The sequence below is a fragment of the Hydrogenophaga sp. genome (genome assembly GCF_031426985.1).
GTDB lineage: Bacteria > Pseudomonadota > Gammaproteobacteria > Burkholderiales > Burkholderiaceae_C > Hydrogenophaga.
In genome coordinates, this window is sequence record NZ_JASJOY010000030.1 from 1 (window position 1) to 21666 (window position 21666).

Genomic DNA, 21666 nt, shown 5'->3' on the forward strand with positions numbered 1-21666 from the left:
TTTTCTCCAGACCGCGCACCCAGTCCATGTCGCGGTTGCGGTTGACCTGCACGCCCTTGCGCAGGTCCTTGAAGCCTTCCATCGGGTCCTTGGGGAACACCCGCCAGAGGCCTTTCTTGTTCACGGCCTCGGCGCGGTTGATCTGCAGCCCCACCAGCTCCTTTTGCAGGTCCAGGTAACACAGGCCGTCGCCGTTGTGGATCACCGTGGCCGGGTCGTCGGTCTGCAGTTCGACGAAGTTGGGGCCGGTGGCGCTCACAAAGCCGATGGGGCGGCCCGGGTTCTTGGGTGTGTCGAAGGCGCCGATGTCTTCCTGGCGGCCCTGCACGAAGTAGTCGGTGAACTCGCGGTTGAAGTTCTGGTCGGGGTCGGGCTGGAAGTGGAAGGTGCATTCGCCGCTGCTGGCGCGGGCCAGCTCGGGGCGCTCTTCCAGGATTTCATCGAGCAGCACGCGGTAGTGCGCGGTGATGTTCTTGACGTAGGCCATGTCCTTGTAGCGGCCTTCGATCTTGAAGCTGCGCACGCCGGCGTCGATGATTTCGCGCAGGTTGTTGCTCTGGTTGTTGTCCTTCATCGAGAGCACGTGTTTGTCGTGCGCGACGATGCGGCCCTGGCTGTCTTTGACCTCATACGGCAGGCGGCAGGCCTGCGAGCAGTCGCCGCGGTTGGCGCTGCGGCCGGTGTGGGCGTGGCTGATGAAGCACTGGCCGCTGTAGGCCACGCAGAGCGCGCCGTGCACGAAAAATTCGAGGATGGCGCGACCCGGTGCGTCCTTCGGGCCCAGCGCGGCGTCGATGGCCGCGATCTGCTGCAGCGTCAGTTCGCGCGCCAGCACGATCTGGGACAGGCCCGCGTCCTGCAAAAAGCGGGCTTTTTCGGGCGTGCGGATGTCGGTCTGCGTGCTGGCGTGCAGCTGGATCGGCGGCAGGTCGATTTCCAGCAGGCTCATGTCCTGCACGATCATCGCGTCCACGCCTGCGTCGTACAGCTGCCAGGCCAGCTGGCGCGCTGGTTCCAGCTCGTCGTCGCGCAGGATGGTGTTCATCGTCACGAAGATGCGGCTGTTGTAGCGGTGTGCGTAGGCCGCCAGGCGGGCGATCTCCTGCACCGAGTTGTCGGCGCTGGTGCGGGCGCCGAACGATGGGCCGCCGATGTAGACCGCATCGGCCCCGTGGTTCACGGCCTCGATGCCGATGGTGGCGTCGCGGGCGGGGGCAAGCAGTTCGAGTTGGTGGGGCAGCATGGGCAGGCGACCAGGAAGGCGGTGCAGAATCGGGCCGGCACGGCCCAGTGAACAGAACCCAATATTGTCCCGGAGAACGCCCATGTCTGCACCCCACCCGCGCACCACCACCGCTTTCGTGCTCGTCCACGGCGCCTGGCAAGGCGCCTGGTGCTGGCACCGCGTGCTGCCGCTGCTGCGCGGCGCTGGCATCGACACCCACGCCGTCACCCTCACCGGCGTGGGCGAGCGGGCCCACCTGCTGAGCCCTGCGGTGACCCTGGACACCCACATCCAGGACGTGATCGGCCTGATCGAGGCCGAGGAACTGCGGCGCGTCGTGCTGGTGGGCCACAGCTACGGCGGCATCGTCATCACCGGCGTGGCCGACCGGCTGCAGCAGGAACGGCCGGGTCTGCTGGTGCAACTGGTGTACCTGGACGCGGTGACGCCGCACCCGGGCGAGAGCTGGAGCAGCCAGCACGCCCCCGAAACGCGCCAGGCGCGCATCGAGGCCGCAGCGTCCAGCGGTGGCCTGAGCTTTCCGCCGCCGGATGCCGGCGTGTTCGGCCTGTCGGGTGCTGACCGCGACTGGGTCAATCGCCGCCAGACGCCGCAGCCGCTGGCCGTCTACCAGCAGGCGCTGGCGTTCGACGCCGCGCGGGTCGCGGCGCTGCCGCGCAGCTTCATCGACTGCAACCGTCCGGCCTTGCCGACGATTGCGGTGATGCGCCAGCGCGTGCGCAGCGAGCCGGGCTGGAAGGTGCACGAGCTGGCCACCGGTCACGGCCCCATGGTCAGCGCGCCGCGCGAGCTGGCGCAGCTGCTGCTGTCCATCCACCACAAAGCAAGCTCCCCCCAGGAGGGGGGGGCACACCAGCGGTCCGGCGAAGCCGGTTCCGCGGTGTGAGCTGGACGGGACATGGTCACACCTGAACGCCTCTCGCGCCTGGATCGCATCGACGCGCTGCGCGCCGTCGCCATGCTGTGGATGACGGCCTACCACTTCGCCTTCGACCTGGACCACTTTCGCCTGATCGTGCAGGACTTCCACCGCGACCCGTTCTGGACCTGGCAGCGCACCGCCATCGTCAGCCTGTTCCTCTTCACCGCCGGACTGTCGCAGGCGGTGGCGCTGGAACAAACACGGGGCTTGGGGCAGGGCTGGCGCCGGTTCTGGCGGCGCTGGGCGCAGGTGGCGGGTGCGGCGCTGCTGGTGTCGGCCGGTTCGGCGCTGATGTTTCCGAAGACCTTCATCTACTTCGGCGTGCTCCACGGCATCGCGGTCATGCTGATCGTGGTGCGGCTGACAGCGGGCTGGGGCGGCTGGCTGTGGCCGCTGGGCGCCCTGGCGATCGGCGCCAGGTTCGCGGCGCCGCTGATCATCGCGGCCGTGCCGGCGCTGGAGGTCTTCAACACCCCGGGCCTGAACGCGCTGGGCTTCATCAGCCGCCTGCCCGTGACCGAAGACTATGTGCCGCTGCAGCCTTGGCTGGGCGTCATGTGGTGGGGCGTGGCCGCCGGCCGCTGGGCGCTGGCGCACCGGCCGCAGTGGCTGGGCGCGGCCGACGCGCCGGCCACCGGGCTGTGCCGCGGTCTGGCCGTGCTGGGCCGCTGGAGCCTGAGCTACTACCTGCTGCACCAGCCGGTGCTGATCGGTCTGGTGACGGCCTTCGTCTGGTTGCGCGGCTGAGGCACCGTGTTCGTGGGGTCAGGCGCAGAACGTGCGCAAGAACTGCCCGGCCACGAACAGGTCTTTTTCGATCGCGCGGCGCACGCCCGCGCTGTCCCGGCGCTGCAGCGCGCTCATGACCTCGCCGTGTGCGTCGTTGAGCACGGCGCTGGCGCCCTCGGCCTCGAACAGGCGGTTGGACAGCGGGCCGACCTTGAGCCAGACGGTTTCGATCAGCGACATGAGCGTGGGCGAGGCCGCGGCCTGGTACAGGCGCACGTGGAACAGTTCGTTGGCGTCCAGGTAGGTCTTGGCGTCGCCCGCGGCCAGCCCCTGGGCCATCTGCTGTTCCAGCGCCGCCAGCTCGGCCACACCGGCGGCGTCCAGCCGGTGGGCGCCGCGCTGGGCGGCTTCGCCTTCGAGCAGCAGGCGCATCTGCAGCACATCGTCGAACTCGGCGGCCGAGAGCCGGGGCACCAGCATGCCGGCGTGCGGCACGTTGACCAGCGCGCCTTCGGCCGCCAGCCGCTGCAGGGCAGCGCGCACCGGCATCACGCCCACGCCCAGCTGCTGCGCGATGTCGTGGATCTTCAGCCGTTCACCGGGCAGGAAGCGGCCCACCGTCACCCACTGACGCAAACGCGCATAGGTGCTGTCCTGCAGGGTCGAGGCGGCGGCTTTCATGGGCGGATCACGATGGCCGCGAGCACTTCATCCAGTGCGCCCAGCAGCTGGGCCACGTGGTCCACGGTGGTGGCGGGGCAGACCAGCATCATGTTGTGGAAGGGCGTGATCATCACGCCGCGGTTGAGCAGGCCCAGGTGGATCAGGTGTTCCAGTTCGGGGTCGAGCAGGGCGCCGGCCTCGCTGCCGTTGTGCGGTGGCGTGGCGCAGAACTGGAATTCGGTGCGCGCGCCGACCTGGGTGACGCACCAGGGCAGGCGGTGGCGCGCGATGAGCTGGCGGATGCCGTCGGCCAGCCGTGCGGCCAGTGCCAGCATGTGCTCGTAGGCCCCTGGCGTCATGACCTCGGCCAGGCTGGCGCGCATGGCGGCCATGGCCAGCATGTTGCCGGTGAGCGTGGTGCCGATGCCGCTGTGGCCGGGCGGGGCCTCGTGTTTGGCCCGCACCGCACGGGCGGCCAGGTCGGCGCTCATGCCGTAGACGGCGCAGGGCACGCCGCCGCCCACCGGTTTGCCCAGCACCAGCGCGTCGGGCGTGAGGCCATGCGCCTGCGCGTAGCCGCCAGGGCCGGAGCTGATGGTGTGGGTTTCGTCCATCACCAGCAGCGTGCCGTGGCGGCGGATGATCGGCTGCGCCTGTTCCCAGAAGCCGGGGTCGGGCAGCACCATGCCGATGTTGGTCATGACCGGCTCGGCCAGCACGCAGGCCACGTCGCCGCCGGCCAGCGCTGCGTCCAGCGCGGCCAGGTCGTTGAACTCCACCACCACCGTGTGTTCGGTCAGGTCGTGCACCTGGCCGAGCAGGCTGTCGCGCTGCACCGGCTGGCCGTCCACCAGGTCGACGAACACGTCTTCGATGGTGCCGTGGTAGCAGCCGTTGAACACGAGGATCTTCTTGCGGCCGGTGGCGGCGCGGATCCAGCGCACGGTGTAGCGGTTGGCGTCGGTCGCGCTCATGGCGAACTGCCAGAACGGCAGGTCAAAACGTGCGCTGAGCAGTTGCCCCACGGCGGCCGCGTCGGCCGTGGCCAGCATGGTGGTGTAGCCGCGCGTGGCCTGCTGCACCAGGGCGGCAGCCACCGGGGCGGGCGCGTGGCCGAACATGGCCCCGGTGTCGCCGAGGCAGAAGTCCACCAGCGCGTGGCCGTCCACGTCGGTCACCACCGCGCCGCTGGCGTGATCGACATGCAGGGCAAACGGCGTGCCCCAGTCGTTCATCCAGTGCAGCGGCACGCCGAACAGCAGGTGCGCACTGGCCTGTGCGGCCAGCGTCGCCGAAGTCGGGTTGCGCTGAACGTAGGCGTCGCGTTCCCGCGTCAGAAAGGCTTGCGCGCGGGGCCAGTCCAAGCCGGATCGTTGGTGAGTGGTCATGGGTGGGTGGGTCATCTTGCTTCGCCCTCGTCTGTCAATTGCTCAACGGGTTATCCGGCGCGCGTGCCTCGTTCCAGGGCACCCGTGGAACCGGTTTCGCCGGGCCACCAGGTGCGTCCCCCTCCCGCCGCAGGCGAGAGAGGGGGAAGCCGCGCAGCGGCGCAGGGGGGCGCATCCTCACACCAGCAACATGAGGTGTTCGCGCTCCCAGGAGCTGATCACCCGGTTGTAGGTCGCGTATTCGAGTTCCTTGACCGCCAGGAAGGCGTCGACGAAGGCGCCACCGAGCACGTCGCGCATCGGTTCACATTCGCGCATGCGGCGCAACGCGTCTTCCATGTGGCTGGGCAGTTCCTGTTCATGGTCCCAGGCGCTGGTTTTCATGGGCTCGGTGGGCTGGCGTTTTTCCACCAGACCCAGGTAGCCGCAGGCCAGCGTGGCGGCCATGGCCAGGTAGGGATTCACGTCCACGCCGGGCACGCGGTTTTCCAGCCGGCGGTTGGCCGGGTCGGACTCGGGCACGCGGATGCCGCAGGTGCGGTTGTCGTAGCCCCACTGCACATTGATGGGGGCCGACATGTAGCGCGAGAGCCGCCGGTACGAGTTGACATAGGGCGCCAGCATGGGCATGACCAGCGGCACGTAGCGCTGCAGCCCGGCGATGAAGTGGCGAAAGTGCGGCGTCACCGCGCCGTCCGCGCCGCTGAAGATGTTCTGGCCCGTGGCCGCGTCCAGGATGCTCTGGTGGATGTGCATGGCGCTGCCTGGCTCGTTCTCCATGGGCTTGGCCATGAAGGTGGCGAAGATGCCGTGGCGCAGCGCGGTCTCGCGCACCGTGCGCTTGAACAGGAACACCCGGTCGGCCAGGTCCATCGCGTCGCCGTGGGTGAAGTTGATCTCCATCTGGCCGGCGCCAGCTTCGTGGATCAGCGTCTCCACGCCCAGGCGGTGCAGTTCGCAAAAGCGCGAGAGCTCCAGAAAGAAGGGGTCGAAGTCGTTCACCGCGTCGATGGAGTACGACTGCCGGCCCGCCTCGGGCTTGCCCGAGCGGCCCAGCGGCGGCTGCAGCGGCTCGTGCGGGTTCTGCTGGCGCGCGACCAGGTAGAACTCCATCTCGGGCGCCACCACCGGCTGCCAGCCTTGCGCTTCGTACAGGGCCAGCACGCGCCGCAGCACGCTGCGCGGCGACAGCGCCACGGGCGAGCCGTCGAATTCCTCGCAGTCGTGGATCACCACCGCCACCCGTTCGGCCGCCCAGGGCACCACGCGTGCGGTGCTCTCGTCGGGGCGGCAGACCATGTCCGGGTCGGTGTCGCCGACGTAGGGCGCGTTGTCGGGCTGCTGGCCATTGACGGTGTTGAGCAGCACGCTCTTGGGCAGGCGCATCTGCCCGGACTGGAGGAACAGGTCCTTGGGCAGGATCTTGCCGCGCGCGATCCCGGTCATGTCGGGGATCACGCATTCCACTTCCTGGATGCGGTGCTCGCTCAGGAAGCTCTTGATGTCGGGGTGGGGGTGCATGACGGCTTTGGATTTGATCAAATGAAGGCGCTGATTCTGCCTGAACGACTGTTCGGAATCAACATTTGATCAAATCAAGCGGTTATTCCACCCCGGTGGGACGAAAAAAAAGCGCCCCGGAGGGCGCTGTGCTGGGGCATGGGCGCGGGGCGCCGGCGCTCACTGCACCTTGGCTTTTTCGCGCAGGGTCTTCTGGTACTCGGCCATCTTCTGCTGCTGCATTTGCTGGGCGATCTGCGGCTTGACTTCCTCCAGCGTGGGCAGCTTGGCCTGGCGCACGTCGTCCACGCGGATGATGTGCCAGCCGAACTGGCTCTTGACCGGGGTTTCGGTCATCTGGCCCTTGTCCAGCTTGACCATGGCTTCGGAGAACTCGGCCACGTAGCTGGCGGCGTTGGCCCAGTCCAGATCACCACCGTTGGCGCCGGAGCCCGGGTCCTTGGACTTCTGCTTGGCCAGATCGGCGAAATTGGCGCCGCCCTTGATGGCCGCGATCAGGGCCTTGGCCTCGTCTTCCTTTTCCACCAGGATGTGGCGGGCGCGGAATTCCTTGCCGGCGTTGGCCGACGCGAACTTGTCGTACTCGGCCTGGATCTCGGCGTCGGTGACCGGGTTCTTCTTCTGCCAGTCGGCAAACAGCGCGCGGATCAGGATGGTCTGGCGGGCCAGTTCCATCTGGGCCTTGTATTCCGGGCTGGCGGCGATGCCGCGCTTTTGCGCTTCCTGCATGAAGATCTCGCGCAGGATGACTTCTTCCTTGAGCTGGGCGCGCACGGTGTCGTCCACCGGACGGCCGCCGGCGGCCATTTGCTGGGCCAGCACCTCGACGCGGGCCGTGGGCACCGCTTTGCCGTTGACGATGGCCACGTTCTGGGCCATGGCCCAGGGGGCGGCGCTGATCAGGGCGGCCGCGCTCAGCGCTTGCAGGGTGACTTTCATGTAGGAACCTTGAGGGGAGGGAAAAAGGTGTGAGAGCCGTTGTGGCCGCTGGTGTTCCGGACAGAAGGTGCCGGCGGTGTTTTCACCGCCTGGTGAGGGGGTCAGGCCCGGATTTCGATGGCCAGGGCGTGCAGGCCGGCGGCGGTGAATTTTTGCAGCGCATCATACACAAGGCGGTGCTGCGCCACGCGACCCAGCCCGGCGAACGCGGGGCCGCCGATGCGCACCCGGAAATGGGTGCCGAAGCCGGTGCCGTTGGCGCCGGCGTGGCCCGCGTGGGCACCGCTTTCGTCGATCACTTCCAGCTGGGTGGGGGCCAGCGCCTGGCGCAGTGTGGCGTCGATGGCGGCGGCGGTGATGTCCTGGGGGGTGAGGGCTTGGCTCATGGTTGCTCCTTGCCGTCGGCTTCCGGCTCCTTGAGGTGGCGCGCGATGTACAGACCCTGGCCGATGATGAAGATCACGGGGAAGATGTAACCCCAGAGCTTGAAGTTGACCCAGTCCTCGGTGGAGTAGTAGGCCGCCACATAGCCGTTGATGGCGGCCATGAACAGGAAGTAGCCGATCCAGATCACCGTCAGACGCGCCCACACCGCCGTGGGCAGGGTGAGCTGGCTGCCCAGCAGGATCTGCAGGAAGTTCTTCTTCCAGCCCCAGAGCGCGGCCCCCAGCACGATGGCCATGCTGGCGTAGAGCACGGTGGGCTTCCACTTGATGAAACGTTCGTCGTGCAGTGCCAGGGTGAGCACGCCGAAGACGATCACGAGCACCAGCGTGACCTTTTGCAGGGTCTGCAGCTTGCGGTCGATGGCGTAAATGATGCCGGTCTGCACCAGCGTGGCCGCCATCAGCACCGCGGTGGCGGTGTAGATGTCGTGCAGCTTGTAGGCCGCGACGAACAGGCCGATGGGGAAAAAGTCGATGAGAAAACGCATCGCCGGATTATCCCTAAACGCATCGCCGGATTATCCCTGCCCGCCGGGGACCCCGCTGGCGGTCGGGGCACCACATTCAAGCCGCCGTCCACCGGGCCGATACACCATGGAACGCGTGGTGTTCACGCGGCAAGCAAGGCCTGGAGGTTCCGATGAGCAACGAAGAAGCCCAGTTTGAGAGTTTCAAGGTGTCCCTGGGCGTGTTCATGGAGCGCACCAACGCGCTGCTGGACCGCATCCTGTGCGACGAAGAGAACAAGAGCCATCTGATTCCCCTGGTGCCGTGGATCAGCGAGGTCATGGCCACCGCCATGGAGCGGGAGTTCGTGGAACAGGTGGCGCTGGCCTATTGGTCGCGCATGGGCATGACGGCCACCTCGTCGCCCGCCCGGCTCAAGCTGCTGGAACTCGACGGCCTGAGCGCCGCCATCGCCCAGAGCCTGGACGGTGCCCCCAAGGACGGGCCGGCCAGTTTTGCCCAGACCCACCTGCTGGGCGTGTGCAGCCTGACCGTGGCCAGCCTGCTGGACGCGATCGGCGACATGTTCCCGCTGGTGCGCGGGATTCTGCGCTCCAACCTCGACGCGATCGACGTCGCGCTGAGCTGAGTCCGGCGCCTCACGGGCGCCAGAACCGGGTGGGACGCCTCAGGCCGGCAGGAAGCCGTCCACCGACAGGTAGCGCTCGCCGGTGTCGTAGTTGAAGCCCAGCACGCGGGCGTTGGCCGGCAGTTCGGGCAGTTTCTGCGCGATGGCCTGCAGGGTCGCGCCCGAGGAGATGCCGACCAGCATGCCTTCTTCGCGGGCGCAGCGGCGTGCCATCTCGCGCGCCGGTTCGGCGTCGACCTGGATCACGCCGTCCAGCAGTTCGGTCTTGAGGTTGGCCGGGATGAAGCCGGCGCCGATGCCCTGGATCGGGTGCGGGGCCGGGCTGCCGCCCGAGATGACCGGCGAGGCCACGGGCTCCACGGCAAACACCTTGAGGTTGGGCCAGGCCGCCTTGAGCACCTGGGCGCAGCCACTGAGGTGGCCACCCGTGCCCACGCCGGTGATCAGCACGTCCAGGCCGTCGGGGAAGTCGGCCAGGATTTCCTGCGCCGTGGTCTTCACGTGCACGGCGATGTTGGCCGGGTTGTTGAACTGCTGCGGCATCCAGGCGCCGGGCGTGCTGGCCACGATTTCTTCGGCGCGGGCGATGGCGCCCTTCATGCCTTTCTCGCGCGGCGTGAGGTCGAAGGTGGCACCGTAGGCCAGCATCAGGCGGCGGCGCTCGATGCTCATGCTGTCGGGCATGACCAGGACCAGCTTGTAGCCCTTGACCGCGGCCACCATGGCCAGGCCGATGCCGGTGTTGCCCGAGGTGGGTTCGACGATGGTGCCGCCGGGCTGCAGGGCCCCGGACGCTTCGGCGTCTTCGACCATGGACAGCGCGATGCGGTCCTTGATCGAGCCGCCAGGGTTGCTGCGCTCGGACTTGATCCACACGCTCTGGGTGACGCCGGCGAACAGGCGGTTGATGCGGATGTGCGGCGTGCCGCCGATGGTCTGGAGGATGTTCTGGGCTTTCATGTCGGGTCCTTGGGTTGAAGGTCGATGGAGGCGGAGTTCATGCAGTATCGCAGTCCGGTGGGCGCCGGGCCGTCCTCGAACACATGGCCCAGGTGGGCGCCGCACTGGCTGCACACGGTTTCGGTGCGCACCATGCCGTGGCTGCGGTCGTGGATCTCGGTGATGGCGCCCGGGATGGCCTTCCAGAAGCTGGGCCAGCCGCAGCCGGCGTCGAACTTGGTGCCGGCGTCGAACAGGTGGTTGCCACAGCAGACGCAGTGGTAGCTGCCATCGGCCCAGACTTCTTCGTATTTGCCGGTGAACGGGCGCTCGGTGTGGGCGCGGCGGGTCACGTCGAAGGCACCCGGTTCGGCGCCGTTCTGTGCGAGCAGCGCACGCCACTCGTCGTCGGTTTTCTGGATCGGGAATGTCATGCGGGGCTCCTTCAGGATGAGCAGCTGATTTCAATGTGGGCCGCCCAGTCGGGCGGGAAGTCGGCCAGGTCGTCGTGGCCGGGCAGGGCGGTGAAGGGCTGGGCTAGCGCTGCCTGCAGGCGGTGCAGGGGCGCCAGGTCGCCCTGGCGCGCGTGCCGGATGGCGATTTCGCCCAGGTGGTTGCGCAGCACCACCTGCGGGTTGGTGGCGAGCATGCGGGCCTGGGTGGCGGCCGGGTCGAAGCCGGTGTCGGCACGCAGGCGTTCGTGCCAGGCCAGCGCCCAGGCGTCAAACGCCTCGCGCTGCACGAACAGGTCGCGCACCGCTTCGATCGCGGCCAGCGTGCCGCGCGTGTCTTGCGCCGGGTCGGCGTACGCCGCGACGGCGAGCGAGAGCCGCCGCCAGAAGATGGTGAAGTCCACCGCGCCCTGCGCCAGCAGCTGCATGAGCGATTCGGTCAGCACTTCATCGCCGGGTTGCACCGCGCTCAGGCCGAGCTTGGCGTTCATGCGCCGCTGCAGCGCGGCCGGGAACTGCTGGCGGTAGGGCTGCAGCGCGTCCAGCGCCTGCTGCGGGTCGTCCATCAGCGGCAGCAGGGCCTGGCCCAGGCAGTACAGGTTCCAGTGCGCGATCTGCGGCTGGCGCTGGTAGGCGTAGCGGCCCCCGCGGTCGGTATGGTTGCAGATGTGGGCCGGGTTGTAGCCGTCCAGGAACTGGAACGGGCCGTAGTCCAGCGTCAGGCCCAGGATGCTCATGTTGTCGGTGTTCATCACCCCATGGCAGAAACCCACGGCCTGCCATTGCGCCATCAGCTCGGCGGTGCGTTCGCTCACCGCTTCTAGTAAACGCGCGTAGGGGTTGCCGGCCTGCTCGCGGCAGGCGGGGTAGAAGGTGTCGATGACGAAGTCGGCCAGCTGCCGCAGTTGGTCGTGCTGACCGTTGTGCGAGAAGTGTTCGAAATGCCCGAAGCGGATGAAGCTGGGCGCCACGCGGGTCACCACGGCCGAGGTTTCGATCTCTTCGCGGCGCACCGGCGCGTCGGACCCCGTGATGCACAGCGCCCGCGTGGTCGGGATGCCCAGCGCGTGCATGGCTTCGCTGCACAGGAATTCGCGGATCGAGCTGCGCAACACGGCGCGGCCGTCGCCCATGCGCGAGAACGGCGTCAGGCCGGCGCCCTTGAGCTGCACTTCCTGTGGACCATCGGTGGTGCCCAGCTCACCGATGAGGATGGCGCGGCCGTCGCCCAGCTGGCCGGCCCATTGGCCGAACTGGTGCCCGCTGTAGACGCTGGCCAGGGGTCGGGTGCCGGGCGGCAGCGCGTTGCCGGTGAAAGCGGCCACGCCCTCGGGGCTGCACAGCCAGTCGGTGTCCAGGCCCAGGTCGGCCGCCAGGGCGGGGCTGTGCGCCACCGGGTAAGGGGCGGGCAGGGGGGTGGGCCGCAGGGGCACGTGGAAGGCTTCGCCCAGCTCGGCGAAGCGGTGGGACCAGCGGTCTGCGGCAGGGGGTGAAAGCATCGCTGCATTGTCCCTGTGATGCTTTGCACCCATCGGCTGGCGGGGTTTGGGATCGGCCGGTGGCGCCATATCGGGGGCAACCCGATGCCAGGAGGGAGCGCCTTTGAGGCATGATGCTGGATTGATTTAAGAACGATCGTTCGTTTTTTGTAAACCTCAACCGGAGACCCCGACATGCTGGGCCAGATGCAAAGCCAACCGCTGCTGATTTCGTCCCTGATCACCCACGCCGAGCGCCACCATGGCAGCACCGAGATCGTCTCGCGCCGCGTCGAAGGCGACATCCACCGCAGCACCTGGGGCCAGATCGCCCGCCGTGCGCGGCAGGTGGCCAACGCGCTGGACAGCCTGCACCTGGCCTTCGGTGAGCGCGTGGCCACGCTGGCCTGGAACGGGTACCGCCACCTGGAGCTGTACTTCGGCGTCAGCGGCACCGGCCGCGTGCTGCACACGCTCAACCCGCGTCTGCATCCCGAGCAACTGGCCTGGATCGTCAACCACGCCGACGACCGCGCGGTCTGCTTCGACATGAGCTTCCTGCCGCTGGTGCAGGCGGTGCACGCCAAGTGCCCGGGTGTCAAACACTGGGTGGCGCTGTGCGACGCCGACAAGCTGCCCGAGGGCAGCGGCATCCCCGGACTGGTGAGCTACGAAGCCTGGCTGGGCGGCCAGAGCGAAACCTATGTCTGGCCCGAGCTGGACGAGAACAGCGCGTCGAGCATGTGCTACACCAGCGGGACCACGGGCAACCCCAAGGCCGCGCTGTATTCGCACCGATCCACGCTGCTGCACGCCTACGGCGCGGCCTTGCCCGACGCACTGGGCTGCTCGGCGCGCGATTCCATCCTGCCGGTGGTGCCCATGTTCCACGTCAACGCCTGGGGCCTGCCGTACTCGGCCGCCGCCGTGGGCTGCAAGCTGGTGTTCCCCGGCCCGGCGATGGATGGCAAGTCGGTCTACGAACTGATCGAATCCGAAAAGGTGAGCATGGCCGCGGGCGTGCCCACGGTGTGGCAGATGCTGCTGGGCCACATGCAGGCCGGCGGTCTGAAGTTCAGCACCATGAAACGCACGGTGATCGGCGGCTCGGCCTGCCCGCCGGCCATGATCAACGCCTTCAACGACACCTACGGCGTCGAGGTGCTGCACGCCTGGGGCATGACCGAGATGTCGCCGCTGGGCACGGTGTGCACACTCAAGAACGCGCAACTGGCGCTGCCGGCCGAAGAACAGCTGAAGGTGCGCCTGAAGCAGGGCCGTGCCGTCTATGGCGTGGACATGAAGATCGTCGACGAAGCGGGCGACGAACTGCCCTGGGACGGCAAGGCCTATGGCGACCTGCTGGTGCGTGGGCCGTGGATCATCGCCAGCTACTTCAAGGGCGAGGGCGGCGACCCGCTGCGCTACGACGCCAACGGCAAGGGCTGGTTTCCCACCGGCGACGTGGCCACCATCGACGCCGACGGCTTCATGCAGATCACCGACCGCAGCAAGGACGTGATCAAGTCCGGCGGTGAGTGGATCAGCTCCATCGACGTGGAAAACATCGCCATGGCGCACCCCGCCGTGGCCATGGCCGCCTGCATCGGCATGAAGCACCCCAAGTGGGACGAGCGCCCCATCGTGGTGGTGATGAAGAAGCCCGGCGCCGAGGTCACGCGCGAAGAGTTGCTGGCGTTCTACGAGGGCAAGATCGCCAAATGGCAGGTGCCGGACGATGTGGTCTTCGTCGACGCGATCCCGCTCGGTGCCACCGGCAAGATGCAGAAGATGACGCTGCGCCAGCAGCTCAAGGACTACGTGCTGCCCGGGATCTGACGGCGGATGCGCAGCGCTGTGGCGACCATGGCCGGCCCACGCCGGCGGCAATGGCTGGCGGCCGGGGCGGGCTGGCTCGCGGCGGTGGCCCTGCCTGCGCTGGCCGACGGGCGGGCCGATGTGCCGCAGGTGCGCATCGCCTTCATCGACCCGCTGTCCGGTCCGGCGGGCGACATCGGGCGCAACAGCCTGCACAGCTGGCAGTTCATGGCCGAGCGCCTGCAAGCCCAGGTGGGGGTGCGGTTCCGTGTGGCGGGGTTTGACAACAAGGGGTCGCCGCAGGAGAGCCTGAATGCCCTGAAGGTGGCCATCGACCAGGGCTTTCGTTATGTCGTGCAGGGCAACGGTTCGGGTGTGGCGGCGGCACTGTCCGAGGCCATCACCCGCCACAACCAGATGCGCCCCGACAAGGCGGTGCTGCTGATCAACTACGCCGCCATGGACCCGGCGCTGACGGGCGAACACTGCAGTCCCTGGCATTTCCGTATCGACGCCGACACGTCCATGAAGGCGCGGGCCCTGGTCGCCTTCATGGCGTCGCAGCCCGACATGGACAAGGTCTACCTGCTCAACCAGAACTACGCGCACGGGCAGCAGTTCGCGGCCTACTTCAAGGCCGAACTGGCGCGCCAGTCCCCGCAGACGCAGGTGGTCGGAGAGGAACTGCACCAGCCCTTCCTGCTGCAGGACTTCAGCGCGCAGGTGCAGCGCATCCGTGCCTCGGGTGCCAAGGCCCTGGTCACGGGCAACTGGGGTGTCGATCTGCGCCGCCTGTTGCAGGCGCTGCAGGCGCAAGGGCTGAACCTGCCGTTGCTGGGCTATTACCCCCAGCTGGTGGGCACGCCCACGGTGCTGGCGGCCACGGGCGACAAGTTGCCGGTGTACCTGGTGGCCACCGCCCACACCAACCAGGGCGGACCGCTGGCGGCACTGGCCACCGAGTTCCGGCAACGCTTTGACGAAGACCTGGTGGTCACCGCCAGTTACGACGGCATCCGCATGCTGGGCCTGGCCATGGCCCGCGCCGGCACCACCGAGCCGGTGCGCGTGGCGGCGCAGCTGGCGGGACTGGGCTTCGAGGGCGGGACGGGCGCCGTCCAGATGCGGGCAGACGACCACCAGTTGCAGACCGGCCTGGTGGTGGCCCGCTGGGAGCGGGTGAGCCCGCAGCACCCGCGCAGCGCCGAAGGCACGGGCTACACCTTCGCGCCGGTGCGGTTCTTTGATGCCGCCCAGCTGAGCAGTCCGTCGCGCTGCCAGATGCCACGTCCCTGAAGGCCGTTGGGCGGGCCTGCGCCGCTACGTTTGTGCGAGCACAGTCGCCTGCGCGATACAGCCTAGGGGCATTCCCTGAGCCGTGTCGGCGGACAGCCCGGTACGCTGGGGTTTTCATCCTCACAGGAGTCTCTTTGTGAAATTCGTCCTGAAAACTGTCGCCATTGCCACGCTGTCGCTGACGCTGTCTTCCGCCTTCGCCCAGAAGGGCGAGACGGTCAAGATCGCCTGGATCGATCCGCTCTCGGGCCTGATGGCGCCGGTCGGTTCGAACCAGCTCAAGAGCTTCCAGTTCTTCGCCGAAAAATTCAGCGCCAACAACCCGGCCGGTGTGAAATTCGAAGTGATCGGCATCGACAACAAGCTCAGCCCCGCCGAGAGCCTGAACGCGTTCAAGGCCGCGCTGGACCAGGGCGTGCGCTACATCACCCAGGGCAACGGCTCCTCGGTGGCCGGCGCGCTGATCGACGCGGTCAACAAGCACAACGAGCGCAACCCTGGCAAGGAAGTCATCTACCTGAACCACTCGGCCGTGGACCCCGACTTCACCAACAGCAAGTGCAGCTACTGGCACTTCCGTTTTGACGCCGACACCTCGATGAAGATGGAGGCGCTGACCACCTTCATGAAGGACAAGCCGGACGTCAAGAAGGTCTACCTGCTCAACCAGAACTACTCGCACGGCCAGCAGGTCGTGAAGTTTGCCAAGGAGAACCTGGCCCGCAAGCGCCCGGACATCCAGATCGTCGGTGAGGACCTGCACCCGCTGGCCCAGGTGCGCGACTTCGCGCCCTACATCGCCAAGATCAAGGCCTCGGGCGCCGACACCGTGATCACCGGCAACTGGGGCTCCGACCTGTCGCTGCTGGTCAAGGCGGCCAACGAAGGCGGCTACACCGGCAAGTTCTACACCTACTACACCGGCGTGACCGGCACGCCAACCGCGCTGGGCACGGCAGCCGAAGGTCGCGTCTACCAGATCGCCTACAACCACTACAACATGGGTGGTCAGGTCGGCAAGTGGACCGATGAGTTCCGCACCAAATTCAAAGACGATTTTTATACCGGCTCCGTGATCCACGTCTTCTCTTCGCTGAGCACCGCCATGGCCAAAGCCAAGTCGACCGATCCGGTGAAGGTGGCCGCGGCCCTGGAAGGTCTGAAGTTCAACAGCTTCAGTGGCGAGGTCGAGATGCGCAAGCTGGACCACCAGCTGCAGCAACCGCTGTTCCTCACGGTCTGGCAGAAGGTCGACAAGAAGTACCCGTACAGCCCGGAAAACACCGGCATGACGCTGGCCCCGGTCAAGGAGTTCCCGGCCTACGTGTCGAGCACGCCGACCAGCTGCCAGATGAAGCGGCCGGGCTGAACTGGCCCGCCCCCGCGCCGCTTCGCGTCACCCCCTCAAGGGGGCAACGCAAGCGGCCCGGCGGAGCCGGTTCCGCCGCGCTCTGAATGACAGCACTTCGCTTCGGTGATTCCCCTGGCGCGCAGGGCACGATAGCGGCGTGTTGGTGACGGTCGCCGGGTCATACTCGGCGCTGCTCTCATTTTTCTAGCTTTTCTCCCACACGTTCCGCCCTCGAAAGGCCTGTTCCATGGAGTTCTTCATCATCTCCATGCTCAATGGCGTGAGCTACGGCTTGCTGCTGTTCATGTTGAGCTCGGGGTTGACCCTCATCTTCAGCATGATGGGCGTGCTCAACTTTGCCCACGCCAGCTTCTACATGGTGGGGGCCTACATCGGCTACACGGTGTCGCAGGTGGTGGGGTTCTGGCCCGCGCTCATCGTGGCACCGCTGGTCGTGGGGGCGCTGGGCGCGCTGTTTGAACGGCTGACGCTGCGCAAAGTGCACAAGTTCGGTCATGTGCCCGAACTGCTGGTGACCTTCGGGCTGTCCTATGTCGTGCTGGAGCTGGTGCAACTGATCTGGGGCCGCACGGCGGTGGAGTTCCAGCCGCCAGACATCCTGCGGGGGCCGGCGTTCACCCTGGTCCACCAGGCCAACGACAGCCTGCAATTTGTCCTCGGGACGGCCGCCCAGGCGGTGTGCAGCGCCGAGGGGGTGATCTGCACCCCGTTTCCGGCCACGCGCGCTTTCATGATGCTGGTGGCCCTGCTGATGCTGGTGGCGCTGTGGCTGCTGCTCACGCGCACCCGTATCGGGCTGGTGATCCAGGCCTCGCTGACCCACCCCGAGATGGTGGAGAGCCTGGGCCACAACGTGCCGCGGGTGCTGATGCTGGTCTTTGGCGCCGGCACCGGCCTGGCCGGTCTGGCCGGGGTCATCGGTGGCAGCACCTTCGTGACCGAACCCAATATGGCCGGCACGGTGGGCTCGGTGATCTTCGTGGTGGTGGTGGTCGGTGGCATGGGCTCCCTCTCGGGGGCCTTCCTGGCCTCGCTGCTCATCGGTGTGTTGCAGACCTTCGCCGTCGGCCTGGACCACTCGTTCATCAGCGTCGCGCAGCAGCTGGGCATGCAGCTGTCGGACGCCGCGCAGAACAACTCGGTGCTCAAGCTCACCCTGTCACAGGTGGCGCCCATCCTGCCGTACCTGTTCCTGGTGCTGATCCTGATTTTCCGGCCCAAGGGTCTTCTCGGAACCCGTGAAGGCTGAAATGAACCACCCCCGCCGCGCTTCGCGCGACCCCCTCAAGGGGGCAGCATCAGCGGCCCGGCAAAGCCGGTTCCGCGATGCTCTGGCCTGCCCAGCCTCGTGCTTGGCACATCGAACTTCGGAATGGTCGTGTATTTGACATGTCAAAACAGTATTACGAATTCAAACCCCTGAACGTCGGCCGCTGGATCGTCTGGTCGCTGTTTGCGCTGGTGTTGGTGTTCGCGCCGCTGGTGTTCGGCAGCAACCTCTCGGTGACCATGCTCTCGCAGATGGGCATCGCCATCATCGCCTGCCTGTCCTACAACATCCTGCTGGGGCAGGGCGGCATGCTCAGCTTCGGCCACGCGGTCTACACCGGCCTGGGCTCCTACCTGGCCATCCACGCGCTCAACGCCGTCAGCAATGGTGGCTGGGCCATTCCGGTGAGCCTGATCCCGCTGGTGGGCGGCCTGGCCGGCCTGTTCTTTGCCGTGCTGCTCGGCTATGTGACGACCAAGAAGGCCGGCACACCGTTTGCCATGATCACCCTGGGCATGGCCGAGCTGGTGTTCGCCATGTCGCTGATGTTCTCCGAGTTCTTCGGGGGCGAAGCGGGCGTCTCGGGCAACCGCGTGGTGGGCGATCCCTTCATGGGCATCAGCTACGGCCCGCCGATCCAGGTGTATTACCTGATCGCGGTCTACACCTTCGTCTGCGTCGCGCTGATGTTCGCCTTCACCCGCACGCCGCTGGGCCGCATCCTCAACGCGGTGCGCGACAACCCCGAGCGCGTGGAGTTCATCGGCTACAACACCCAGAAGGTGCGGTACCTGGCCTTCATGATCGCGGGCTTCTTCGCCGGCATCGCGGGCGGCCTGGGCGCGCTGAACTTCGAGATCGTCACCGCCGAGGTGGTGGGCGCGGCGCGGTCGGGCGGCTACCTGCTGTTCACCTTCCTGGGCGGCGCCACCTTCTTCTTCGGTCCCATCATCGGCGGCGTGCTCATGGTGCTGGCGGCGGTGCTGCTGTCGGAGCTGACCAAGGCCTGGCTGCTCTACCTGGGCCTGGTGTTCCTGTTCATGGTGATGTACGCGCCGGGCGGCATCGCCAGCCTGATCATGATGAACCTGCGCGTGGCCTCGTTCGGGCGATTGCGCGAGGTGTGGGTGGCTTATCTGGCGCTGGGGGTGACGGCGCTGGTGGTGCTGCTGGGCGCCGGATCGATGGTCGAGATGATCTACCACTTGAAACTCAACGCCGCGATGGGCGACGAACTGCACTACCTGGGCGCGACGCTGCACCCCTCACAGCCGGGTTCATGGTTCGGTGCGGTCTTCGTGACCCTGACCGGGCTGGGCATCTTCGAGCTGGCCCGGCGCCAGTTCCTGCAGCAGTGGTCGGGCATCCAGACCGACATCGAAAAAGAAATCAAGCGCCGGGAGACGCAATGAGCACCGTGATGAACGCGCCCGTGGCGCCCCACGAGCAGGCCATGAGCCATGTGCATGCGGGCGGCTATGCGCTGGAGCTGCGCGACCTGCGCAAGAGCTTCGGCAAGACCGAGATCATCCGCGGCGTTCAGCTCGCGGTGCGCCCTGGTGAACGCGTGGCCATCATCGGCCCCAACGGCGCCGGCAAGTCCACGCTGTTCAACCTGATCTCGGGCCGCTTCGAGCCCACGAGTGGCGAGGTGGTGCTCAACGGCACCCGCATCGACGGCAAGAAGCCGTTCGAGATCAATCGCCTGGGCCTCTCGCGCAGCTTCCAGATCACCAACATCTTCCCCAAGCTCAGTGTGTTCGAGAACCTGCGCTGTGGCGTGCTCTGGAGCCTGGGCTACAAGTACACGCTGTTCCGCTTCCTGGCCGACCTGCGCGACGCCAACGACCGTGCCGAGGAACTGATGCGGATGATCCGCCTGGACAAGAAGCACGACACCCTGGCCATGAACCTGACCTACGCCGAACAGCGCGCGCTGGAAATCGGCATCACCATCGCGGGCGGGGCCAACGTCATCCTGCTGGACGAGCCCACGGCCGGCATGAGCAAGAGCGAAACCAGCCGCTTCATCGACCTGATCCGCGAGGTGACGGTGGGCAAGACCTTGCTGACGGTGGAGCACGACATGGGCGTGGTGTTCGGCCTGGCCGACAAGATTGCGGTGGTGGTGTACGGCGAGGTGATCGCCTTCGACACGCCCGAGGCCGTGCGCGCCAACCCCAAGGTGCAGGAGGCCTACCTCGGCTCGGTGCTGGCCGACCAGCAGGCCGCCGAGGCCGGGCATTGAAGGAGGCACCGACATGCTGAAGATCCACAACCTCCACGCCTACTACGGCAAAAGCCATGTGCTGCACGGCGTCTCGTTCGACGTGGGCAAGGGCGAGATCGTGGCCCTGCTGGGCCGCAACGGATCGGGCCGCTCGACCACCGCCAAGGCCATCATGGGCCTGGTGGACTGCGAGGGCGGCATCGAGTGGCAGGGCCAGCCCATCCAGGGCAAAAAGCCGTTCGAGATCGCGCACCTGGGGCTGGGCTACGTGCCCGAGAACCGCGACATCTTCCCCAAGCTCACCGTGCACCAGAACCTGCTGCTCGGCCAGAAGGGCAAAGGCACCGGCTCGCGCTGGAGCTTTGACGACATGTACGCCATGTTCCCGCGCCTCAAGGAACGCCAGCACACCGAGGCCGGCGTGCTCTCGGGGGGCGAGCAGCAGATGCTGACCCTGTGCCGCACGCTGATGGGCGACCCCGACCTGATCATCATCGACGAGCCCACCGAGGGCCTGGCGCCCAAGATCGTGGAACTGGTGGGCGAGTACCTGCAGAAGCTCAAGGCCCGGGGCATCTCGGTGCTGCTGATCGAGCAGAAACTGACCATCGCCATGAACATCTCGGACCGGGCCCTGGTCATGGGGCACGGCAGCATCGTGTTCCAGGGCACGCCGGATTCGCTGCGGGCCGACCCGTACACACGCAAAGAGTGGCTGGAGGTGTGATGGCCCCCACGCTCCGCCGCTGCGCGGGTCGCTGCCCCCCAAGGGGGCTGATCCGCCTTGGGGCGGCCCGGCGGCGGATCAACGCCCGCCGCGCCGCCTGCGGCGTCACCCCCCGGGGGGGCGATGCCGGTGGCCTGGCAAAGCCAGTTCCACGGCATCCACGACAAGATGCCTGCGCGCCGGATGCGGTCGGGTGGATGGATGTGAACGTTTTCACTGACCCGCTCGCGACAAGCGGCCCTTGCCGCAGCGCACAATCTTCCTAGAATCGCACGACCGTTCGTTTTTGGCTTTTTCCCGCATCACACAGAGGAGCTTCCATGACCGCTGAGTACCAGGTCCACGGCGACGTTGCCGTCATCACGCTGAACAACCCGCCGGTCAACGGTCTGGGGCTGTCCACCCGCCAAGCCATCGTCGATGGGCTGGAACAGGCCGAGAACGATCCGGCGGTCAAGGCCATCGTGCTGACCGGTGCCGGCAAGGCCTTCTCGGGCGGTGCGGACATCCGCGAGTTCGGCTCGCCCAAGGCGCTGCAGGAACCCAATCTGCTGTCGGTCATCACCCGGGTCGAGAACACCACCAAGCCGGTGATCGCGGCCGTGCACAGCGTCGCCATGGGCGGCGGGCTGGAGCTGTCACTTGGCGCGCACTACCGCATTGCCGCGCCGGGTTGCAGCGTGGCCCTGCCGGAAGTGAAGCTGGGCCTGATCCCCGGCGCCGGTGGCACGCAGCGCCTGCCGCGCGTGCTGGGCGTTGAAGCTGCGCTGAACATGATCGTCAGCGGCGAGCCGGTCAAGAGCGAGATGCTGGCCCAGCTGCCGGGCCAGAAACTGTTCGACAAGCTGTCTGCCTCGCCGGAATCGCTGGCCGCAGAAGCCCTGGCCTTCGCCCGCGAGATGGCCGCCAAACACGCCGACGGCGCGGCCTTCCCGCTGGTGCGCAACCTGCCGTGCAAGCACAAGGACGGCGACGCCTACTTCCAGTTTGCGCGCAACATGGTCAAGGGCATGGCCAAGAACTTCCCCGCGCCCGCCAAGTGCGTGGACGCTGTCGAAGCCGCGACCAAGAAGAAGTTCAACGACGGCATGGTGTTCGAGCGCGAGATCTTCATCAACCTGATGTGGACGCCCG

General features: G+C 67.2%; 21 protein-coding genes. 11 read left to right on the forward strand and 10 right to left on the reverse strand.

Annotated features, from left to right (window positions below; genetic code table 11):
• A partial coding sequence (locus RMP09_RS03915) for a peptidase U32 family protein (protein WP_310564714.1) occupies positions 1 to 1249 on the reverse strand: 1249 nt, incomplete at its 3' end.
• Positions 1250 to 1325: 76 nt separating this feature from the next.
• Between RMP09_RS03915 and RMP09_RS03920 the strand changes: the two genes are divergently transcribed.
• Positions 1326 to 2132, forward strand: coding sequence for an alpha/beta hydrolase (locus tag RMP09_RS03920; protein WP_310564695.1), 807 nt, complete (start codon positions 1326 to 1328; stop codon positions 2130 to 2132).
• A 12-nt stretch (positions 2133 to 2144) separates the two neighbouring features.
• The gene (locus tag RMP09_RS03925; protein WP_310564696.1) at positions 2145 to 2915 is read left to right on the forward strand and encodes a heparan-alpha-glucosaminide N-acetyltransferase; all 771 of its coding nucleotides are present in this window, start codon (positions 2145 to 2147) and stop codon (positions 2913 to 2915) included.
• Positions 2916 to 2933: 18 nt separating this feature from the next.
• Here the strand turns inward: RMP09_RS03925 and RMP09_RS03930 are convergent, their stop codons facing one another.
• The 6 genes from RMP09_RS03930 to RMP09_RS03955 all read right to left on the reverse strand — a co-directional run bounded on the left by RMP09_RS03930 (position 2934) and on the right by RMP09_RS03955 (position 8342).
• Positions 2934 to 3578: a GntR family transcriptional regulator gene (locus RMP09_RS03930; RefSeq protein WP_310564697.1), complete on the reverse strand. Its 645-nt coding sequence runs from the start codon at positions 3576 to 3578 to the stop codon at positions 2934 to 2936.
• Positions 3575 to 4948, reverse strand: a complete 1374-nt coding sequence (locus tag RMP09_RS03935) for an aspartate aminotransferase family protein (protein ID WP_310564698.1) — start codon at positions 4946 to 4948, stop codon at positions 3575 to 3577. Before RMP09_RS03935 ends, RMP09_RS03930 begins: the two co-directional genes overlap by 4 nt.
• A 177-nt stretch (positions 4949 to 5125) precedes the next feature.
• Positions 5126 to 6469, reverse strand: coding sequence for a glutamine synthetase family protein (locus tag RMP09_RS03940; protein WP_310564699.1), 1344 nt, complete (start codon positions 6467 to 6469; stop codon positions 5126 to 5128).
• A 159-nt stretch (positions 6470 to 6628) separates the two neighbouring features.
• Positions 6629 to 7408 carry a peptidylprolyl isomerase gene (locus tag RMP09_RS03945; RefSeq protein WP_310564700.1) on the reverse strand — a complete coding sequence of 260 codons (780 nt, stop codon included), beginning with the start codon at positions 7406 to 7408 and terminating at the stop codon, positions 6629 to 6631.
• Between the two features lie 101 nt (positions 7409 to 7509).
• Complete coding sequence (locus tag RMP09_RS03950) at positions 7510 to 7794, reverse strand: BolA family protein (RefSeq protein WP_310564701.1); 285 nt, start codon at positions 7792 to 7794, stop codon at positions 7510 to 7512.
• Positions 7791 to 8342 (reverse strand): septation protein A, encoded by a 552-nt coding sequence (locus RMP09_RS03955; protein ID WP_310564702.1) that lies wholly within the window; start codon positions 8340 to 8342, stop codon positions 7791 to 7793. The genes RMP09_RS03950 and RMP09_RS03955 overlap by 4 nt, the downstream gene beginning before the upstream one ends.
• A gap of 152 nt (positions 8343 to 8494) precedes the next feature.
• Between RMP09_RS03955 and RMP09_RS03960 the strand changes: the two genes are divergently transcribed.
• Positions 8495 to 8950 carry a hypothetical protein gene (locus RMP09_RS03960; RefSeq protein ID WP_310564703.1) on the forward strand — a complete coding sequence of 152 codons (456 nt, stop codon included), beginning with the start codon at positions 8495 to 8497 and terminating at the stop codon, positions 8948 to 8950.
• A 39-nt stretch (positions 8951 to 8989) separates the two neighbouring features.
• Here the strand turns inward: RMP09_RS03960 and cysK are convergent, their stop codons facing one another.
• Genes cysK through RMP09_RS03975 form a run of 3 tightly spaced genes read right to left on the reverse strand, consistent with a single transcriptional unit; the run spans position 8990 to position 11840 of the window.
• Positions 8990 to 9910, reverse strand: coding sequence for a cysteine synthase A (gene cysK / locus RMP09_RS03965; protein WP_310564704.1), 921 nt, complete (start codon positions 9908 to 9910; stop codon positions 8990 to 8992).
• Positions 9907 to 10323, reverse strand: a complete 417-nt coding sequence (gene msrB, locus RMP09_RS03970) for a peptide-methionine (R)-S-oxide reductase MsrB (RefSeq protein ID WP_310564705.1) — start codon at positions 10321 to 10323, stop codon at positions 9907 to 9909. Before msrB ends, cysK begins: the two co-directional genes overlap by 4 nt.
• Positions 10324 to 10334: 11 nt before the next feature.
• Complete coding sequence (locus RMP09_RS03975; protein WP_310564706.1) at positions 10335 to 11840, reverse strand: protein adenylyltransferase SelO; 1506 nt, start codon at positions 11838 to 11840, stop codon at positions 10335 to 10337.
• Between the two features lie 174 nt (positions 11841 to 12014).
• Here RMP09_RS03975 and RMP09_RS03980 point away from each other — a divergent pair, with 174 nt between their 5' ends.
• From RMP09_RS03980 to RMP09_RS04015, 8 genes are all read left to right on the forward strand, one after another.
• A complete protein-coding gene (locus RMP09_RS03980) occupies positions 12015 to 13658 on the forward strand; it encodes a 3-(methylthio)propionyl-CoA ligase (protein ID WP_310564707.1) in 1644 nt (547 codons plus the stop codon).
• A 27-nt stretch (positions 13659 to 13685) separates the two neighbouring features.
• Positions 13686 to 14933: an ABC transporter substrate-binding protein gene (locus tag RMP09_RS03985; protein WP_310564708.1), complete on the forward strand. Its 1248-nt coding sequence runs from the start codon at positions 13686 to 13688 to the stop codon at positions 14931 to 14933.
• A gap of 136 nt (positions 14934 to 15069) precedes the next feature.
• Complete coding sequence (locus RMP09_RS03990) at positions 15070 to 16302, forward strand: branched-chain amino acid ABC transporter substrate-binding protein (protein ID WP_310564709.1); 1233 nt, start codon at positions 15070 to 15072, stop codon at positions 16300 to 16302.
• Between the two features lie 229 nt (positions 16303 to 16531).
• Positions 16532 to 17554 carry a branched-chain amino acid ABC transporter permease gene (locus RMP09_RS03995; RefSeq protein ID WP_310564710.1) on the forward strand — a complete coding sequence of 341 codons (1023 nt, stop codon included), beginning with the start codon at positions 16532 to 16534 and terminating at the stop codon, positions 17552 to 17554.
• Between the two features lie 140 nt (positions 17555 to 17694).
• Positions 17695 to 18987: a branched-chain amino acid ABC transporter permease gene (locus tag RMP09_RS04000; RefSeq protein WP_310564711.1), complete on the forward strand. Its 1293-nt coding sequence runs from the start codon at positions 17695 to 17697 to the stop codon at positions 18985 to 18987.
• 41 nt (positions 18988 to 19028) lie between these two features.
• Positions 19029 to 19823, forward strand: a complete 795-nt coding sequence (locus RMP09_RS04005) for an ABC transporter ATP-binding protein (RefSeq protein WP_310564715.1) — start codon at positions 19029 to 19031, stop codon at positions 19821 to 19823.
• Between the two features lie 13 nt (positions 19824 to 19836).
• Positions 19837 to 20532, forward strand: a complete 696-nt coding sequence (locus RMP09_RS04010; protein WP_310564712.1) for an ABC transporter ATP-binding protein — start codon at positions 19837 to 19839, stop codon at positions 20530 to 20532.
• Positions 20533 to 20852: 320 nt separating this feature from the next.
• Positions 20853 to 21666, forward strand: an 814-nt coding sequence (locus RMP09_RS04015; RefSeq protein WP_310564713.1) for an enoyl-CoA hydratase/isomerase family protein, incomplete at its 3' end; no start/stop codon positions are given.

Excerpts from the sequence above, each read along its gene's own strand:
- RMP09_RS03945 (WP_310564700.1), bottom strand. The coding sequence starts at position 7,408 with ATGAAAGTCACCCTGCAAGCGCTGAGCGCGGCCGCCCTGATCAGCGCC.
- RMP09_RS03975 (WP_310564706.1), bottom strand. The coding sequence starts at position 11,840 with ATGCTTTCACCCCCTGCCGCAGACCGCTGGTCCCACCGCTTCGCCGAG.
- RMP09_RS04005 (WP_310564715.1), top strand. The coding sequence starts at position 19,029 with ATGAGCCATGTGCATGCGGGCGGCTATGCGCTGGAGCTGCGCGACCTG.
- RMP09_RS03950 (WP_310564701.1), bottom strand. The coding sequence starts at position 7,794 with ATGAGCCAAGCCCTCACCCCCCAGGACATCACCGCCGCCGCCATCGAC.
- RMP09_RS03960 (WP_310564703.1), top strand. The coding sequence starts at position 8,495 with ATGAGCAACGAAGAAGCCCAGTTTGAGAGTTTCAAGGTGTCCCTGGGC.
- RMP09_RS03980 (WP_310564707.1), top strand. The coding sequence starts at position 12,015 with ATGCTGGGCCAGATGCAAAGCCAACCGCTGCTGATTTCGTCCCTGATC.
- RMP09_RS04000 (WP_310564711.1), top strand. The coding sequence starts at position 17,695 with ATGTCAAAACAGTATTACGAATTCAAACCCCTGAACGTCGGCCGCTGG.
- cysK (WP_310564704.1), bottom strand. The coding sequence starts at position 9,910 with ATGAAAGCCCAGAACATCCTCCAGACCATCGGCGGCACGCCGCACATC.
- RMP09_RS04010 (WP_310564712.1), top strand. The coding sequence starts at position 19,837 with ATGCTGAAGATCCACAACCTCCACGCCTACTACGGCAAAAGCCATGTG.
- RMP09_RS03930 (WP_310564697.1), bottom strand. The coding sequence starts at position 3,578 with ATGAAAGCCGCCGCCTCGACCCTGCAGGACAGCACCTATGCGCGTTTG.
- RMP09_RS03925 (WP_310564696.1), top strand. The coding sequence starts at position 2,145 with ATGGTCACACCTGAACGCCTCTCGCGCCTGGATCGCATCGACGCGCTG.
- RMP09_RS03955 (WP_310564702.1), bottom strand. The coding sequence starts at position 8,342 with ATGCGTTTTCTCATCGACTTTTTCCCCATCGGCCTGTTCGTCGCGGCC.
- RMP09_RS03995 (WP_310564710.1), top strand. The coding sequence starts at position 16,532 with ATGGAGTTCTTCATCATCTCCATGCTCAATGGCGTGAGCTACGGCTTG.
- RMP09_RS03985 (WP_310564708.1), top strand. The coding sequence starts at position 13,686 with ATGGCCGGCCCACGCCGGCGGCAATGGCTGGCGGCCGGGGCGGGCTGG.
- RMP09_RS03940 (WP_310564699.1), bottom strand. The coding sequence starts at position 6,469 with ATGCACCCCCACCCCGACATCAAGAGCTTCCTGAGCGAGCACCGCATC.
- msrB (WP_310564705.1), bottom strand. The coding sequence starts at position 10,323 with ATGACATTCCCGATCCAGAAAACCGACGACGAGTGGCGTGCGCTGCTC.
- RMP09_RS03920 (WP_310564695.1), top strand. The coding sequence starts at position 1,326 with ATGTCTGCACCCCACCCGCGCACCACCACCGCTTTCGTGCTCGTCCAC.
- RMP09_RS03935 (WP_310564698.1), bottom strand. The coding sequence starts at position 4,948 with ATGACCACTCACCAACGATCCGGCTTGGACTGGCCCCGCGCGCAAGCC.